This is a genomic window from Lactobacillus rizhaonensis (assembly GCF_036246345.1).
GTDB lineage: Bacteria > Bacillota > Bacilli > Lactobacillales > Lactobacillaceae > Lactobacillus > Lactobacillus rizhaonensis.
Map to the genome: position 1 here is coordinate 118,787 of NZ_BTTV01000004.1, position 16,510 is coordinate 135,296.

Annotated in this window: 16 protein-coding genes and 1 pseudogene; 7 read left to right on the forward strand and 10 right to left on the reverse strand. The window is 33.1% G+C overall.

Annotation, left to right across the window (positions count from 1 at the left end; all coding sequences use genetic code 11):
• Positions 1 to 8 precede the first annotated feature (8 nt).
• From AAA915_RS06445 to AAA915_RS06455, 3 genes are all read right to left on the reverse strand, one after another.
• Positions 9 to 935: a phosphate/phosphite/phosphonate ABC transporter substrate-binding protein gene (locus AAA915_RS06445; protein WP_338200591.1), complete on the reverse strand. Its 927-nt coding sequence runs from the start codon at positions 933 to 935 to the stop codon at positions 9 to 11.
• A 324-nt stretch (positions 936 to 1,259) separates the two neighbouring features.
• Positions 1,260 to 2,192 (reverse strand): phosphate/phosphite/phosphonate ABC transporter substrate-binding protein, encoded by a 933-nt coding sequence (locus AAA915_RS06450; RefSeq protein ID WP_338200454.1) that lies wholly within the window; start codon positions 2,190 to 2,192, stop codon positions 1,260 to 1,262.
• Between the two features lie 518 nt (positions 2,193 to 2,710).
• Positions 2,711 to 3,202, reverse strand: a complete 492-nt coding sequence (locus tag AAA915_RS06455; RefSeq protein ID WP_294756665.1) for a universal stress protein — start codon at positions 3,200 to 3,202, stop codon at positions 2,711 to 2,713.
• 143 nt (positions 3,203 to 3,345) lie between these two features.
• On the opposite strand from AAA915_RS06455, the gene AAA915_RS06460 reads away from it, so the two are divergent.
• Positions 3,346 to 4,146, forward strand: a complete 801-nt coding sequence (locus AAA915_RS06460; RefSeq protein WP_338200457.1) for a tyrosine-protein phosphatase — start codon at positions 3,346 to 3,348, stop codon at positions 4,144 to 4,146.
• A gap of 24 nt (positions 4,147 to 4,170) precedes the next feature.
• A complete protein-coding gene (locus tag AAA915_RS06465; RefSeq protein ID WP_046327691.1) occupies positions 4,171 to 4,647 on the forward strand; it encodes a nucleoside 2-deoxyribosyltransferase in 477 nt (158 codons plus the stop codon).
• 377 nt (positions 4,648 to 5,024) lie between these two features.
• On the opposite strand, the pseudogene AAA915_RS09235 reads toward AAA915_RS06465, so the two are convergent.
• The 5 genes and pseudogenes from AAA915_RS09235 to AAA915_RS06485 all read right to left on the reverse strand — a co-directional run.
• Positions 5,025 to 5,087: pseudogene (locus AAA915_RS09235) on the reverse strand (putative holin-like toxin); the annotation flags it as partial.
• A gap of 284 nt (positions 5,088 to 5,371) precedes the next feature.
• On the reverse strand, positions 5,372 to 6,157 hold the full coding sequence (locus AAA915_RS06470; RefSeq protein WP_338200459.1) for an ABC transporter permease: 786 nt from the start codon (positions 6,155 to 6,157) through the stop codon (positions 5,372 to 5,374).
• 1 nt (position 6,158) lies between these two features.
• Positions 6,159 to 6,980: an ABC transporter permease gene (locus AAA915_RS06475; protein WP_338200461.1), complete on the reverse strand. Its 822-nt coding sequence runs from the start codon at positions 6,978 to 6,980 to the stop codon at positions 6,159 to 6,161.
• Complete coding sequence (locus AAA915_RS06480) at positions 6,961 to 7,971, reverse strand: ABC transporter ATP-binding protein (protein ID WP_338200595.1); 1,011 nt, start codon at positions 7,969 to 7,971, stop codon at positions 6,961 to 6,963. The genes AAA915_RS06475 and AAA915_RS06480 overlap by 20 nt, the downstream gene beginning before the upstream one ends.
• A gap of 671 nt (positions 7,972 to 8,642) precedes the next feature.
• The gene (locus tag AAA915_RS06485; protein WP_338200463.1) at positions 8,643 to 9,308 is read right to left on the reverse strand and encodes a type 1 glutamine amidotransferase; all 666 of its coding nucleotides are present in this window, start codon (positions 9,306 to 9,308) and stop codon (positions 8,643 to 8,645) included.
• Between the two features lie 145 nt (positions 9,309 to 9,453).
• Here AAA915_RS06485 and AAA915_RS06490 point away from each other — a divergent pair, with 145 nt between their 5' ends.
• Both AAA915_RS06490 and AAA915_RS06495 read left to right on the forward strand, forming a co-directional pair.
• Positions 9,454 to 11,064, forward strand: a complete 1,611-nt coding sequence (locus AAA915_RS06490) for an ATP-binding cassette domain-containing protein (RefSeq protein WP_338200465.1) — start codon at positions 9,454 to 9,456, stop codon at positions 11,062 to 11,064.
• Between the two features lie 101 nt (positions 11,065 to 11,165).
• A complete protein-coding gene (locus AAA915_RS06495) occupies positions 11,166 to 11,504 on the forward strand; it encodes a hypothetical protein (protein WP_338200467.1) in 339 nt (112 codons plus the stop codon).
• On the opposite strand, the gene AAA915_RS06500 is transcribed toward AAA915_RS06495, so the two are convergent.
• Positions 11,501 to 11,995 (reverse strand): MFS transporter, encoded by a 495-nt coding sequence (locus AAA915_RS06500; protein ID WP_338200469.1) that lies wholly within the window; start codon positions 11,993 to 11,995, stop codon positions 11,501 to 11,503. The two genes, AAA915_RS06495 and AAA915_RS06500, sit on opposite strands and share 4 nt — an antisense overlap.
• A gap of 362 nt (positions 11,996 to 12,357) precedes the next feature.
• Here AAA915_RS06500 and AAA915_RS06505 point away from each other — a divergent pair, with 362 nt between their 5' ends.
• Positions 12,358 to 12,636 (forward strand): hypothetical protein, encoded by a 279-nt coding sequence (locus AAA915_RS06505; RefSeq protein ID WP_046325577.1) that lies wholly within the window; start codon positions 12,358 to 12,360, stop codon positions 12,634 to 12,636.
• Between the two features lie 59 nt (positions 12,637 to 12,695).
• Here the strand turns inward: AAA915_RS06505 and AAA915_RS06510 are convergent, their stop codons facing one another.
• Positions 12,696 to 13,364, reverse strand: a complete 669-nt coding sequence (locus AAA915_RS06510) for a hypothetical protein (RefSeq protein ID WP_338200472.1) — start codon at positions 13,362 to 13,364, stop codon at positions 12,696 to 12,698.
• A gap of 428 nt (positions 13,365 to 13,792) precedes the next feature.
• On the opposite strand from AAA915_RS06510, the gene AAA915_RS06515 reads away from it, so the two are divergent.
• Positions 13,793 to 14,143, forward strand: a complete 351-nt coding sequence (locus tag AAA915_RS06515; protein WP_338200474.1) for a hypothetical protein — start codon at positions 13,793 to 13,795, stop codon at positions 14,141 to 14,143.
• Between the two features lie 332 nt (positions 14,144 to 14,475).
• A complete protein-coding gene (locus AAA915_RS06520) occupies positions 14,476 to 16,509 on the forward strand; it encodes a hypothetical protein (RefSeq protein WP_338200476.1) in 2,034 nt (677 codons plus the stop codon).
• Position 16,510: the final 1 nt, after the last annotated feature.

The window sequence follows — 16,510 nt, forward strand, 5'->3', positions numbered from 1 at the left end:
TGTATTCTTTATTTTTTGGTCGATTCAATAATTTTTTCATACTTACGCACAACATTAAAGTCGCTGTCCTTAGTGTGGACATATCCTTCGTGAGTGTAAATACTTTCGATGACCTTTTTACCCTTCTTGGACTTACCGATATCGATAAATGCCTTAGCCAATTTCTTTCTGAACGATTCACTCATGCTCGGAACAACGGAAATGGTATCGTTCGGAATAGGCTTAGTAAAGTAAATTGGAACAACTTGGCTCATGATCTTAGGATTATCGTCTTTAACAATTGTTCGTGCATCTTCAAAAACAAATGCAGCGTCTGTGTCGCCATTGAGAACATTTAAAACAGCTTGGTCTTGACCAGTTACTGTCACTAGTTTGCAGCTTTTGCGCACATCAAGACCCTTTTCCTTTAATTCAGCAATTGGGAAAACATAGCCTGCTGAAGAAGTGGGACTTTGAATAGAAATAGACTTACCCTTTAAATCTTTCCAGCTCTTAATTTTTGAATTTTTCTTTGCCACAATTTCAGCGCGATAGAAGTTGACCAGTTCCTTAGTTGGTCGTCCGTCAGGTTGCTTAACACCATATCTTTGAGCCTGCAGCAAAACATCTGCTGCTCCCTGCTTATGAGCTAAAATGTAGCCATTTGGCGGCAAGAAACCTACATCAACTTTCTTAGACTTCATGGCCTCAACCACCGTGTTGTAGTCGGTAGACATTGATACATGTACTGGAATGCCTAAACGATCCGACAACATTTTTTCCAGCGGCTTTGCACGAGATTCCAGTTTAGTGGCAGCCTGACTAGGAACGAATTGAACGTTCAAGGACTTAGGCGTGCCAGTATCTTTGCTCTTTTCTTTGTTTGAGCAGGCAGCCATCATGAATGCTACTAAAAAAATAGCGGCACCAGCTAGTATTTTTCTAAATTTTTTCATCATGCCCTCCCAGACATAAAAAAAGACTTTAGCTAAAAACACGAATGTGAATTAAACTAAGTCTTTCAATAACACTTTTACTAAAAAGCGAACAATACCATTTTGAAAGGAACGAAAAGGCTTTTTTGCAAAAACTTCAATGAACGCCAAGCGCCGTTTTTGCATTACCTTCACCCTCCTTTCGACATACTGTATTTATTCTATCAAATAATAGCAGAAATGTTTTATTTAGAAAAGAGAATTGACTAGAAATCTTATTTTGTTTAAGAAAGTTTATTTAATTCTTGGTATGTAGCCTTTTGAGATTTTTAAATATTGGGAAAACTATTTCTTAGTAGAAGAAACTATTTTATTGTATTGACGAATAATATCGTAATCACTATCTTTGGCGTAAGTATAACCTTCCTGATTATAAACATTTTCAATAATCTTCTTACCTTCTTTAGACTTGCCAATAGCAATAAATGCTTTAGCCAGCTTCTTCTGGAAAGCTTTTGGTAAACTCGGGATGACTGAAATAGTGTCGTTAGGAATACGCTTAGTGAAGTAAATTGGTACTACTTTGCTCATAATCTTCGGGTCATCATTTTTAACATTGTTACGAGCATCTTCAAATACGAAGGCTGCATCAGTGTCACCGTTTAAGACGTTTAAAACGCCTTGGTCAGCACCTTTAACAGATACGGTCTTGCAACTCTTGGTTACGTCTAAACCCTTTTGCTTTAATTCAGCAACTGGGAAAACATAGCCTGAATCGGAAGTAATATCTTGAACAGAAATTGACTTGCCCTTTAAATCCTTCCAGCTTTTAATTTTTGAATCCTTCTTAACCAGGATCTCACCACGATATGAATTAACTAATTCTTTGGTTTGAACACCATTTGGTTGCTTAATGCCATAACGTACAGATTGTAAAAGCAGATCAGCTGCTTTTTGCTTGTGCGCCATAATATAGGCATCTGAAGGTAAAAATCCGACTTCTACTTTCTTAGATTTCATAGCTTCAACTAGACCGTTGTAGTCAGTTGACATTGAAACATGCACCGAAATTCCCAGACGCTTAGACAATAACTTTTCCATAGGCTTAGCCCGTGCTTCCAACTTGTTAGCAGCTACGCTGGGAACAAACTGCACGTTTAGTGACTTTGGCGTGTTACTGTTTGAACTTGATTTCTTACTTGAATTCGAACATGCAGTAGCACCAACAGTTAATAATAATGCAAAACATGCTATCAGAAACTTTTTGATTTTGGTCATTTGTTTTTTTACTCCTAATAAATACGTTTACCATAACTTTAATTTTGTTTAAGCATAAACTTCGTTGTCATATTCATGGCAATTTATTCATGTAAATATTCAGATAAAATCAACCCGAATCAGCTTCCGTTTCTATTTTTCATTACATCCTCCTGAAATTAAGCAAATAAAAAGGCATGATATGACCAATGTCACATCATGCCCTGGTAGTCATTCTGAAAGAAAAACGAACGGTTAACAAAGCTAGTTGAACAGTACATAAATAGGAAAATAAATAATAAATTTTTCCTGTTACCTTCATTGCCCTCAACCTTCCAAATAGTATAATTACGTTCATTTCATAATGATGATACCATAAATATTCGCAAAAGGGCAATAAAATATCAAAATTTATTTTAAAATTGTATAATGAAAGTTATATTCACGAACACTATCATTACATAGCGTCTTAAGGTTCTGTATTCAATATAAAAAAGGCACACGAATTGTTGATCGTATGCTTTTAAATTTATATATAGTTATTTTTTACCGTTTTGCGGCTTAAGTGGATTATTATTAATGTCTGTTCTGACAATTAAAACGTCAGCTAAAGCATGTTGATTAACATATTCAGTAACTGAACCCATCAACATTCTTTCTACTGCATTTAATCCTGTTGCACCCATGATAATCAAATCATTGTGATGATCTTTAATAAAGTCATAGGAAATAATCGCCTTCGGACTGCCATAACGAATGTGATAATCAATATCATCGAAGCCCAAGTTATCATGAGCCCATTCTTTCAAGCTTTTAAGATATTTTTCTGAATCTTGTGTCATCTGATAAACGGTGTCACCCGTAATCAGTGTATCTTGCATCTCACCCAAAAATTGTCTGGTATCAATGACACTTAAGACATCGATATGCGCATTTTCCGTCATTGCGATTTTAACTGCTTTATCAAAGGATCTTTCTGCTGACTCTGAACCGTCAACTGGAACTAAAATGCTAGCTTTTTTCGTTTCCATGTTCTCACCCTTTTGAAATATAATATTCTTTTGTTTATTTTACCATAATTTCAGTACCCACTTAGGTTTTTTTATAATTGTTTATATACTAGTTTATTGCTAAAATGAGGTGTAATTGTCAAACGCAAAGGTGGAGGTATTCAATGACCCAAAAACTTAAAAATCAATTAATTGGCGTAACAAGCGGCCGTAATTTCCGCGAGCTGGGCGGCTATCAAACTACTGATGGCAAAACAGTTAAAATGCATAAATTACTCAGAACAGCTAACTTGGCAAAACTGGATAAAACTGATCTGAAATTTTTACATGACTATGGCGTCAAGTATGTCGTTGACTTCCGGAGCAAAGATGAAGCTGAAAAAGAACCTGATCGTGTTCCAGAAGGTGCTATTTACAATTTTGACCCCGTATTTAGTGAAGACTTGACTGAGTCATCAAAGGGAATTGACGAGATTCTCAGTCAAAAGCACCAAGATCCTAAAGCTGGGTTTGATCACATGTTTTTAGCCTATGATGATATGATTAAAAGTGAGTCTGCTCAAAAAGCTTACCGTCACTTTTTTGATGTGCTGCTAGCTAATGACGAAGAAAACCAGAGTGTAATTTTCCATTGCACTGCTGGTAAAGATCGAACTGGCTTTGCAGCACTATTGATTTTATCAGCACTTGGTGTGCCATTTGAAACTATCAAAAAAGATTACCTGTTAACAAACGTTGCCACCAAAGACTTTGTCCATGATTTTTTGCAAAAAGCCAAAGATGAAGGGGCAAATGACGTTACAGTAAATATCCTAAAAGACTTGCAAACCGTGCACTCCGAGTACATTGACTTCGTAGTTTCAACTATAAATAAAAATTATGGTAGCGTTGAAAACTACTTACATGATATTATGAGATTAACTGATGATGAAATCAGTAAGTTACGTGAAATATATTTAAAATAGGTTTAAATGGTAAGGAGAAATTTTATGACTAAAACAAAGACTGTTTATTTTGGTGCTGGTTGGTTTAACGATAAGCAAAACGACGCTTACAAGAAGACAATGAAAGCTTTAGAAGAAAACCCAACCATCGACCTGGAAAACAGCTATGTTCCTTTAGATCATCAATACAAAGGCATCAATGTCGAGGAGCATCCTGAATATCTGCGTGATCGTGAATGGGAAACCGCTACTTACCGCGGTGACTTAACCGGTATTAAGACCAGCGATGTTATGATCGGCGTCTATTTACCAGATGAAGAAGATGTAGGTCTCGGTATGGAATTGGGTTATGCGCTGTCCCAAGGAAAATACATTGTATTGGTTATTCCTGATGAAGACTACGGCAAACCAATCAATTTAATGAGTTGGGGCGTTTGCGATATTGCACTTAAGCTCAGTGAAGTGAAAGACTTTGATTTCAACAAACCTCGTTTTGACTTTTACGATGGAGCTGCTTATTAAACAAAGCTGCGTTCATACAAAAATTAAATAAGACATATAAAAACCGTTTCTGTTGAAACGGTTTTTGTGTGAGCAAGATATGATTGTTCAAGGCAGTTTAGTTTAGTGCGTAAACTAATTGCATATTGTTAAATTAGCTCCAGCTTTGCAATTTAAAATGCCTCGTATTCTTTTACGCAATGAATTCTGCTCTATAATACTTAATTGCACCATAAGGGTATTCATGCTAAAATACGAGTGTAAGAAAAAGGAAGACTTACCTCAATAAGTCTTCCTCACGTAGAGCCGCCACAAAGGACGGTAGCTGCGCTTATAGTTATAATTTTTTAAATTTATAAACCGCCCAGCCAGTATCTAGGACGGTTTTTTGATTTTGCTCATTTATCATGATGCTTGTCAATAAACATTAACAAGGTCAAAATAAACATACCAAAGTTAAGTTAACGCTTCGGCAGTGCTCATCAACTGCTGCTCCTTTCTTTTGGGAGACTGAAGTATGAATCAAGATAGTTCATAGGCCTCACTTCCTTCATGAAAGCGGCAGCTACCGTCCTTTTAACTTTTCTACGCTGATTAAATTATAACAAACCAATCTCAAATATTAACCAGATTTTAGAAAAATTACCTATAATCGTATATACCAAGCCGCTAAAATGGCTTGTTTTTTAATGTGAAAAAAAGTTATCAAACAAAATGAAATTATTGTTGACTTTTAATAATGCATCTAGGATCCTGAACTTTCATAGACAGAAATTCCCTTATGCCATATTAACAAGGATAGTGTAAAGAGCAATATTGATATTATTATTAAGCCTCCAATGTTAAACCATCCCTTATTGCCAGTTAGAAAAAAGCTGGCAGGATAGAATGCTGTGAACGCAAAAGGAATGATAAAACTAATAATAATACGAATAGTTCCGTTATATATACTTACAGGATATTTAGCAAAATTATTTAACATATAAAATATATACATCAAGCTACCTGATTGTTTGCTCCAAAAAGCAATACTTGCAGCAATTATTTTAATACTAGTATAAATTAAGGTCGCAAAGGGAATAGCAATTATAAACAAAGCAGCCTTCCACAATGACCAGTGGACGATATTGCTAGTTTTTATTAATAATGCAATTCCAATTATGAGTTCGCCACATGCATCTAGTTGAAACGTTTCTATCAAAACCTGAAAAAGTGGAGAAATCGGTCTTAACATATATTTATCAAACTGACCATTTCTAATAATTCTTTTCCCCAAGTTCCATAAATTATCAAATAATAAATGATCAATTCCTTTGGGAATCAAAGAAAAACCGTAAATAAAGGCAATTTGAGTTAGAGTCCACCCATATAATGATGGAATCTTGGAGAAAATTATCCATAAAAAAGCAATATTTAACGCCTGTGTCAAAAATACACCAATAATTCCAATTACAAAGTCAGTTTTATATTCCATTAATTGTTTTAAATATTGGACAATAAATATTTTTTGTAACTTAAAATACCTTAGCATTTTATCCTCCTTGAATCGTTAATTTACTAATTACCACAGACCAAATAAACCTTGATAATAAATAAAACGCCAGTGTCCAAAATAATTGAATTCCCAGTACTTCGAGCAGCTCCAACTCTTGATACTTACCTAAATAAATCATTACTGGTGTGTAGACAAACGATCCAAACGGAAAAATCTGTAAAACAGTGGCTATAATTTTTGGAAAAAAGGAAAGCGGAATTAATGATCCAGACATAAAGGCTATGATAGCCTGTTTCATCACTCTAGCGCCCCACAGATTTTTAGAAACAAAAGCTGTGAATCCAAAACAAACATTAAAATAGAAATTGATAAAGTATGAAAGAATAGCCGAAAAAGCAAAAAATAGTATATTTATAAAATTAATTGGAACGCTGCTGGGATTCATACTTTGAAAAATCAAAATACCGCCAAAAATTGGTACTGCCAGCATTATTATCTGCAAGAGCTTTATACCAATTTCACTAAAAAGATATGTATCTACAAAGTTAATTGGCTTTAATAATCTCATACTAATGGATCCATCTTTAACTTCTTCACCAATATTGTCACTGACGCCAGTTTTAGTAATTACGCTAACAAAAAAGCTTAAAAACACATAAAGTTTCATTTGTTGAATACTAAATCCACCAATAGTAACTGCATTTGATGAATTAAAAATTGAAATCCAAAGAAAATATGTTACTACAGCTTCAAGAATGTCTCCTAGTCGATAACAAATAAAGTCTAAACGGTATGAAAGACTAATTTTTAAGCCAGCACTGATAAAAGGTGTGTACTTTTTAAACCTTCTCGGAATCATTACCAATCTCCCTTCTGATAAATCTCCGCACAATATCCTCTACGTCAGGATCCTTAACAGCTACATCAACTATAGGCACCCGATCTAAGGTATATTTTATTATGTTAGGTAAAGGAACTTTAGTTGCATCAAAGTAAACGTGGACCGTATCTTCAGCAACTGCAGTATCAATATTACTAAATTTCTTTTGATACTCTAAGATGCTAGAGTCATTTTTATTTTCAAGCTTAAAAACCACTTCATGAATTCTACCGTATTGCTTTTTTAGTTCTTCAATTGAACCGTCAAAAATCTTTTCCCCATGATCAATCAAATATATTCTCTGACATAGTAACTCAATGTCTTTTAAATCATGTGTGGTTAATAAAATAGTGGTTTTTTCTTCTTGGTTTATTGCAGTTATTGCTTTCCTAATCTTATCTTTAACAGACACATCTAGTCCTATTGTTGGTTCATCTAAGAATAAAACTTTAGGTCTATGCAATAAGCTGGCTGCAATATCAGCCCTCATTCTTTGTCCCAGTGATAACGTTCGAACGGGATCGTTAATGAAATCATTTAAATCCAAAATTTCATTTAAAAATCCCATACGTGTCCTAAACTCTTTATCTGGAACTTGGTAAACTTCTTTTAATACAGAATATGTTTCCTGGAGAGGAAGGTCCCACCATAATTGTGTTCTTTGTCCAAAAACGACACCTATTTCTTGAACATACTTTTTTCTGTCTTTTTGAGGGTTAAAGCCATTAATAGTACATTTACCGGAAGTTGGTGTAAGAATACCAGTTAACATTTTGATTGTTGTCGATTTACCTGCTCCATTGGCTCCTATAAACCCAAATACTTGTCCTTTTGGAACGTTAAAAGTCAAATTCTTAACAGCCTCAAAGTCCATAGTTTGAGGATTAAATAATGATTTAAAACTGCCAGCTAATCCTTTTTCCTTTACCACTTTTTTAAATGTCTTATTTAAATCGTGAACTTCAATCATATAATTGCTAGACAAAATTTTCCCTCCCTTTTTTGTTTTTTCTCTCTTTCTCGCTTCGCATAATAAAATTTACTAATGATTTACTATCTTCAATTAGTAATTTTGTAATAAAAACAAAATTAGGTGATTTAATATCATTAACAATTTACAAGCTAGAAATTAAGTACTTTTGTTACATTAACTAATGCTAGACAAGAGAGACCCTTATTTTAGGCACATATATAGTCCTAACATAAAGTTCTGACAAATCAATATCTAGTTTAATGTTAGCGGTAACAAAATGTTTTAACTATTTATAATGGTTAAGCAAAAAGGGACTAACTTTCTCTTATCAAGCGTTAGTCCCAAATTAAATTCTATTAAGATATCTTTTCTGACTTAATAAAAATCCTAAAAATGCCCTATTTAATATACACCCCAAATGCTAATCATTCTTAAACCTCCATCATGATACTTACTGTTTATTATTTTAAGGTAAAATTTGCCAGCGCCAGCTGACAGTTCATTTTTCACTGCCATTGGTGTAAGACCAGCTTGTAAATCACCGATTGCGCGGGAAATAATGCTTTTGCTTTAAATCTTGGAGAATTGCAATCAAAATTTCCCATTCTTTAACGGTAATTGCATCACTTTCAAGTAATTTTAAAACAAATTTTCTATATCTAAATTATTTATTCCGTCAAATAATCTAAAATGCAAAACATCGCCGTTTTATTTTCTTTAGGAACAGGATGCTCAATAATCTGCTTAGCTGTTTGCTTAAACACTGACCCAGAAAGATATTGAGAATCGTTAACCACAATCTCTTTGATATTATCTTTTTCTGGTTCTAAGTGAAACTGCAAACCAACAGCTTGCTTGCCTAAAACAAAACCTTGATTTTGTAAATTAGCATTAGAAAATAAAACGTCAGCGTCTTTTGGTATTTCAAACATTTCTTCATGCCAATGCAATACTTCTAAACTTTCAGGTAAGCCGGTAATTAATTTGGATTGCAATTCGACCGGCCCCCAGCCTACTTCCTTAACCAGCGCCTTTTTAACCTGATAGCCTAAAGTTTTAACAATTTGTTGGGCGCCAAAGCATACTCCTAAAACAGGCTTTTCCTCTTGAAATAGCTGCTTAATTAACTGGCGCTCCTGCTTAATCCATGACAGATCATCATTTGGACTCATCGGACCGCCTAAGATAACTAGTAAATCTGTTGTAGCAGCTTTAGGCAAAATGCCAAACTGATAGGGATGATATACATAAAAGTCATGCTGATGCAGATCAGCCCATTCCTGGATTGAACCGGGACCTTCGTTTGGCGTGTGTTGTAAAACGTTAATTCTCATCGTTTTGCTCCTTTTAAAATAATTTAGCACCATAATGTTTTTAATAAAATATTCAAATAATAATTTAATATTATTATAATTTCATGATAAGATGAAGTTTAATTTAATTAAAACTTTTTATATTTCAAAATACCAGGAGAAAGCAATGTCTTTCAAAACTTTTTTTAAAACACTACCTAAGTCCTTATTATTGGGAATTCTAATTGCAACTATAATTTATTCTTTTGATGGCGTGGTTTTATCTTCAGTAGTTTCAAATGTGACGCTTTTCAACCGCCATACGTCTGCTATGAAAGCAGTGTTGTATATCATTAGCAGTCTACTGGCTATGGGATTAGTTTATTTCGCCATGACCCTAAAACAAATCTGGATCAATCAGGCAATCAAATTAATGAATATCAAAATAAAAGACAGCTTTGTTTACGCTCAGATAGTTAACCCTGACTTTGCTGCCGTTGCTTCAGATAATGTTTCAAAGATTTTTAACGACTTCAAGTTAATTGAAACTAATTATTTTAAAAATTTTTTTGAATTGTGTGGTGCCATTTTGATGGCTGCAATATCCAGCTTTTATATTCTTTGGCTTAATTTTACAATTGGGATTTTATTTATTTTGTTTTCACTGCTGCCAATGCTTTCATCTAAAATTTTTGGCAAAGTATTAAGTGATTCCTCTAAAACTTGGCAAAAAAGCAGCAGCACTTATTTAGGCAAAGTAACTGACTTGTTTAATGGTATTCGTACAATCAAAACCTATTTAGCTGAAAAAACAATGTTTAAGGATACCGAAAATTACTTGCAGCAAACAGAAAATTCATATAAAAAGATGAATGACTATCAAGCTTGGGCCATTTTTCTCAGTGCCATTCTTTCTGCATTGAGTTTTATTCTTCCTCTTGGTGCAGGTTTGTTTTTTGTCATCAATGGTCAGGCTGAACCAGCAGCTATTATCGCCATTTTCTTAGCCAGTGACCGTGTCGTTGGACCCCTGAGAAATGCCTCACAATGTCTAAATGAGATGAAGACAACAGAAAATATTCGTAAAAGTCTCAAACTGTATCCACTTGAATTTGTAGAAAACAAGAACAGTCACCTTAATTCTCCTGATATCAGGATAGATGATGTCAGTTTTGCTTATAATGACAAAAAGGTGATTTTAACAAATTTAAGTTTATCAATTCCATTCAGAACCAAAATTTTAATTACTGGTAAATCTGGTGCCGGCAAATCAACTATCTTTAACTTAATTGAAGGCTTCGTTAAACCTACAGCCGGAAAAATTTTTCTCCAAGATGGTTCTCAAGTAGTTAAAAATATCGCTGGTTCTGGTGAACTTGCTTATATTGCTCAGAGTCCCTTCATGTTTAATGATACTCTGCGTCTTAATCTGACTCTAGGTAAACTGTTTTCGGATGAAGAATGCTTGAAAGCATTAAAAGCAGTTGGTTTATTAGCAGAACTAGGTGATGATTGCCTAGACAAAAATTATGGTGAAAATGGTGCCAATCTTTCAGGTGGACAAAAGCAAAGAATTGAAATTGCTCGCGCACTAATATATCGTAAAAAGATTATTTTAGTAGATGAAGCTACCTCGGCTTTAGATAGTGAAACAAGTAAAAAAGTACAACAAGTAATAAACAATTTAGACTGCACTGTATTGGAAATTGCACACCATTACGATGAGCAAATATTTAAAGACAATAACTTTAAACATTACGTGTTGCAGGACAACACTCTTTTAGAACAGAATGACTAAATTCAATACATGTTTTTTATTATTCGGCTACATAATGGGCAGAAAAGATTACTTTTTTATTGCATAGACTTATTAAATTTAATTTTGAAAGGTTTCAAATCATGCTGAAATATAAACTTAATCCTAAAATTGCCTTATTTTTAATGGGCATTTTACAATTTTTAATTGGTATTCTTTTTATTTATTATCATAAAGATAAGATAGCTATATATACTTACTTTTTCTTTGGTGTGATATTACTGCTAGGCGCTATTTTCATAAAAACCACCCACCCTGTAAAAATTATTCAAAAGGCTAATCTGGATGGCGTAGAAAAGTTTGGCAAATACACAATTTTAGCACTTTTAGCATTTTCTCTACTAGAATTAATTTTTGATAGGACTAATCAAACTTCATATATTCCGCAAATTGATGCATTCTTATTTTTTATCCTAGTTTAACCTACCGGTTCCAGGAAAAGTAGTAGATAAAAAGTAGGCCAATGTTCATTTTTAATATTGGCAGGCGTACATTGAACGATAATCGTAATTATAAAGGTAAGAAGAATTATTGCTACTCCAAATATTATTGGTAACTTTTGATTAACCTTATCATAAGTTATTCCAGCAAACGCAGAGACAAGAGCATCTATAATGACAGCCGGCAAAACCAGTAACCCTGCTGTGGCCGTTGTTTGTTTAAAAGCAGTTTGTAAGACGTTGGGTATCAAAAATGACATGCTAAGTGACATTAATTGCAACAGAAAAAATGCCAGCAAAAAGGTGTTAAACAGCCAGCTTTTAAATAAGCCTACTTTTAAGACTGCATGCTGACTGTGTTTTTCAACAAAAATAAAGAACAATCCGGTAACAATAGTGATCAGTGTTAGTATTAGTTGTACATAAATGTTGTTGCCACTTGTAAAGCCTAAAAGTAAAAATAAAGCTGACATTAGAAATACAATTAAAAGTAGCCCACCCTGAAAATCAAAAGGAATTTTTTGAGTTTTACTAGTTTGGCTAATACTATGTTCACCTAATATCCAGGTTAAAATAATTACTGGAATGATAAGTAGAAATAAAGTCTGCCATTTTTAACCATTAAAATCCTAGATTTCTTTTGTCTTTATTTTTGCATACAACATATAATGAGTATAAAATACCACCTTAATATGTTGTATTGGTTAAGAAAAGTAATTGAATAGAACATTATTTTATGATACAAAATTTTGCCGACTAGCATAAAAAGCAAGGAATAATTTTTTAATTATACTTTAGCCAGATCAATAACCATAAATTGGAGTTACAAATTATCATGGAAAAAACAAAACAAGAAAATTTAATGAAGCTTTTCAAAAGCACTCTAAAAAATTTAGAAACAGAATACACTGCTAGAGTAGATGATTATGATGATAACATTTACTTATCAGTTTTTACGAAAGAGGATTTCCGCAGGGCTTTAGGACTACTTGGAGCAATAGGTGCCTTTTTTAGTACCTCGTATTTACCTGAGCCTGAATTAGAATTTCAAATTTGTATTAGAAACTACGGATTGGATTTAAGTGATCTGGTAAAAATGTTGCCTAAATCTTAATAATTCGCAACCTGTCATTTATAGATATATGAAGTAGCCTACATTTTTATAGGGTTGGCTTAATCAAAACATACGATACTTTTTATTTTCCAATTCCAAAAAGAATTGGATTTTTTTTGCATATAAATCCCAACAGGTTTATTTTTGATACTTGCAACATAATAGCCACATTCTTCAGTTCCACCTTGAAACTCGCTAATTTTCTGGCAGCGATCACTAATTTTAAGAGAATGTAAAAATTTCGCTGTTTTCCTATTAGTTGCTACTTGGTTAATTTCTCGGATATCGTGTTTTCTTATTATTTGATTAATCTGATATTGTGCTACATCAGGTACATAGTCATTTGATGCCCAATAGTAAAATAAAAAAAGACCTACAGCAACAATACATGCAAATATACCAAATTTCACTTTTCTAGTCATTATTGCCACCTCATTTACAATATTGACCAAATAGTAGTTCATTTTATTAAAAAAGCAATTGGCTTGTTTTATTAAACTATAAAATTCATCAATTTCTGATCTTAAGTTATTAGCTAAATGATTAGTTTCAATTTTTTGAAATAAACATACTCGCTCTAATACTGCAGCTTTATTTTTCTGGCAAACAGCAATACTGACTTTAGCTACAAGTAATTTATCATATTGGCCCAAGTCTTTAATTAGAAGTTTTAGTTTAATTAAATTAGCTGCTACCAAGTCAAATTTATGTGCCAACATTTCAGCCATTACCTGATTAACTAATGTATTTACTTTTAAAGACTTATTTAAGGGGTAATATTTATTGATCGCTTCAATAATTTTGTCAACAATTTTATTTGCAGTTTCGTAATCATACGATCAAAAACGCTAACACTTGTTGTGTTATCCTTCGTGATATTCTTAATTTCCTAATCGTCCGATCAAACTTGTTCATGTAGAAACCCCTTTAAAAACTTCGCTTAAATGATATTATGAAACTAAGAACTCATTAGAGGTTAAGTTTTAAATGAATCCTCAAACACTATAGAAAATATTTAGATGTATATTACTCTTTTTTAATGTCAATTTAAAATCAAATTCGATATTGCTAAAAGACACGCATCACAGAAATTAATTAGTAATAAGCTTTCATAATTACATAATACTAGATTATAAAAGTAAGGAGGTTGAAGATAATGTTTCCACCATTTGTAACCACAATACTGAAAATTTTGCAATTTGTGCTAATTATACTAGTAATTATTAGCGCAATATATGTGAAAAGACACGAAAAAGAAGTCTTTTGCAGGCCTCGGACTCATCCCAAAAGCTTTGATATGTGTTTAACCCTTGGTGTTATACTTGTTCCCTGGGTTCCGGTACTTTGGTACATAATTTTTCCGCTTAAAGCTAACATTTCAATTTATATTCAAAGAATAGTAGATGTATGGCCAATAATTGCACTATGCGTTTTCTGGGCACTAATTCTGCTTTTGGCAACATACTATGACCTAAAGCTGCGTAAAAAATATGGTGGTGATCCGTAAAATTCATTAATTGTTCAATTTAAAATACTTTCAGTATTAAATTATTCTTTACTGGGAGTATTTTTTAGTTATAAAAATATAGCTTATATTATTAATTCAAACTGATTAAATAGCAGAGCTCTTCGTTTAAATAACTAATGACTTAAATACATACCTACAAAATTATTTTCGACAATCTTTTCAACATCAAAAGCAAAGCACAGTTGAAAGAACATGATAACTCGTTTAATCTAATAGTAAATAGCTAAAATTACATATATGATAAAAGATACAGAATACCAATTCGATTTTGACAGAGCCATTTTGGATAAGAGGTTTTAAGAGGTTTAAATGTGCTACGAAAAATAAAAATCTTACTTTACTTGCTAATTACAATTGCTACTATCGCCCTGTTCACTAACATTTTTCATTCCTATGATGACAGTTCTTTACCCGATAATCCAACCATTGTGGAAATTTATGGTTCAAAAAAACTTAATAATTCGCAAATTAGGAAATGGCAAAAAACGGATAGCAAAGAATGGAACAAAAAACATAATAAAAAAAGTTTTTTTATCATATTACAAAAGTTTGCCCATTCTAAGAATATTTCTTTAGTTAAGCTAAGAATTAATAATTTTAATGGCCATCAAAGTAAAATAGTCTATAGTTTTGGCAATGATAATAAAGATTACTCACTTTATAAAGATAAATCTGTTAAAAAACTATCAAATAAAAAGCTACAATTAGAAGATCTTTACGGAGTATATTGTACTAATGCAAAAAATGAAGCTTTGGGCGATTTGCTTTCATTACTCCATTCATACCAATTAAAAGTACGAACTGAGGACAACTCCCTATCATTTAATTATATTTTACATTTACTTCTAACGGAATTAAGTAGTACCAATGTACTCATATTTTTGGGTGTTATCAGCATTTTGTTCATTGTAATGGTGCTCGAAAAATTATACCGTTTCAAAGCGTATGGCATAATGAAAATTAACGGCTTAAATAACTGGCAGCTTTTTATGAACGACTTAAAAAGAGAAGCACCTTTATTAGTTGCAGCTCTCGGCTTAATTGTAATATTCATAGTCGCTTGGGGATCTTATTCATTTACTGCTAAAGGTTGGACAACTTTTTTACCCTACCTGCTACTCGTATTATTGCTTTTATTTTTAAGTTTCTTCTCCTTAAACGTCTTATCCTATCTGGTACTGGTGTTATTAAAGCCATATGCCGCAATCAAGGGCGAAGAACATTCCGGAGCTTTTTTATTAATTGGCTATCTTTTAAAAATAGTACTGCTGGCCTTAATAATGCTTAACGCGATAGCTTTATATAAGAATTACCAGATTTATACAAGAGACACGAGTATCATCAAAAAACTTTCTGCTAAAGAAAATGGCTATTCACTGGATCTTAGTTGGCATACTTCGGACAAGGCTGAAGATATGAAAGTAGCGCGAAAGGTTCATAAATTGGTGGTCGAGTCTCCGCAAGCAATCATTGCAAAAAATTCACAGGTATTCAGACCAGCAATGCGGGATGTTCAGCCTGAAAATGGCAATGTGATTACTGCCAATAAAAGCTTCCTGGCAAAGAGTGGTCTCACTTCTAAACATATTAAAGTTTCTAAAAATAATGTCTTGCTCTTAGTACCAAAGAATCGCTTAGACCAACTGGAAGAAGCTAAAAAGGAGTTGAAGAGCTTCCTTAAGTTTCAAAATAAGTTACCTAACCGCTATCGCAAGCAAAAAAAGATGCCATCGGTTCAGGTCATTCCAATTGCAAGTGATCAAAAAGTCCTTAATTATACCGTTAATGACGAGATACTATCGTCTATTTCATTTAATCCGCTAATTATCGTGGTGAATGATAAGTCGTTATCGGATGATTTCTATTTGTCAACTAACAGTCAAGGAATGATTCGCTTTCCCGATCTTAAAGCCCTGCAAAGATTAGTGAAGCGTTTAGGTTTAACCCCTTATACTGTTGGAATTACCAGCCAGCAAGCATTGCTTTCGGATTATGTCGCAAAAGCAAATAAGGAGCTGCTCCTGTTAACCATTACGACAATCATATCACTGCTGCAATTAATTTTTATTATCTTGTTTGTCAGCTCAACCTTCTTGCAAAGCCAGAGGCATAAAATGGCGGTTTATCAGGTATTCGGAAAATCTAACGCTAAACTAATTTGCACGTTTTTAATTGTTAATTTGGGGTTTGATTTCTTAATGATTAGCTTGGTTTTAGCTAAAAGAGGATATTTAAACTTAATGCCGCTTACTTTAAGTTACCTTTTAATAGAAGCAGGTATTATTTTATTAACTTATATTCACGCACAGCACAATTTATTAATTACCCTTAATCACGGAAATTAGG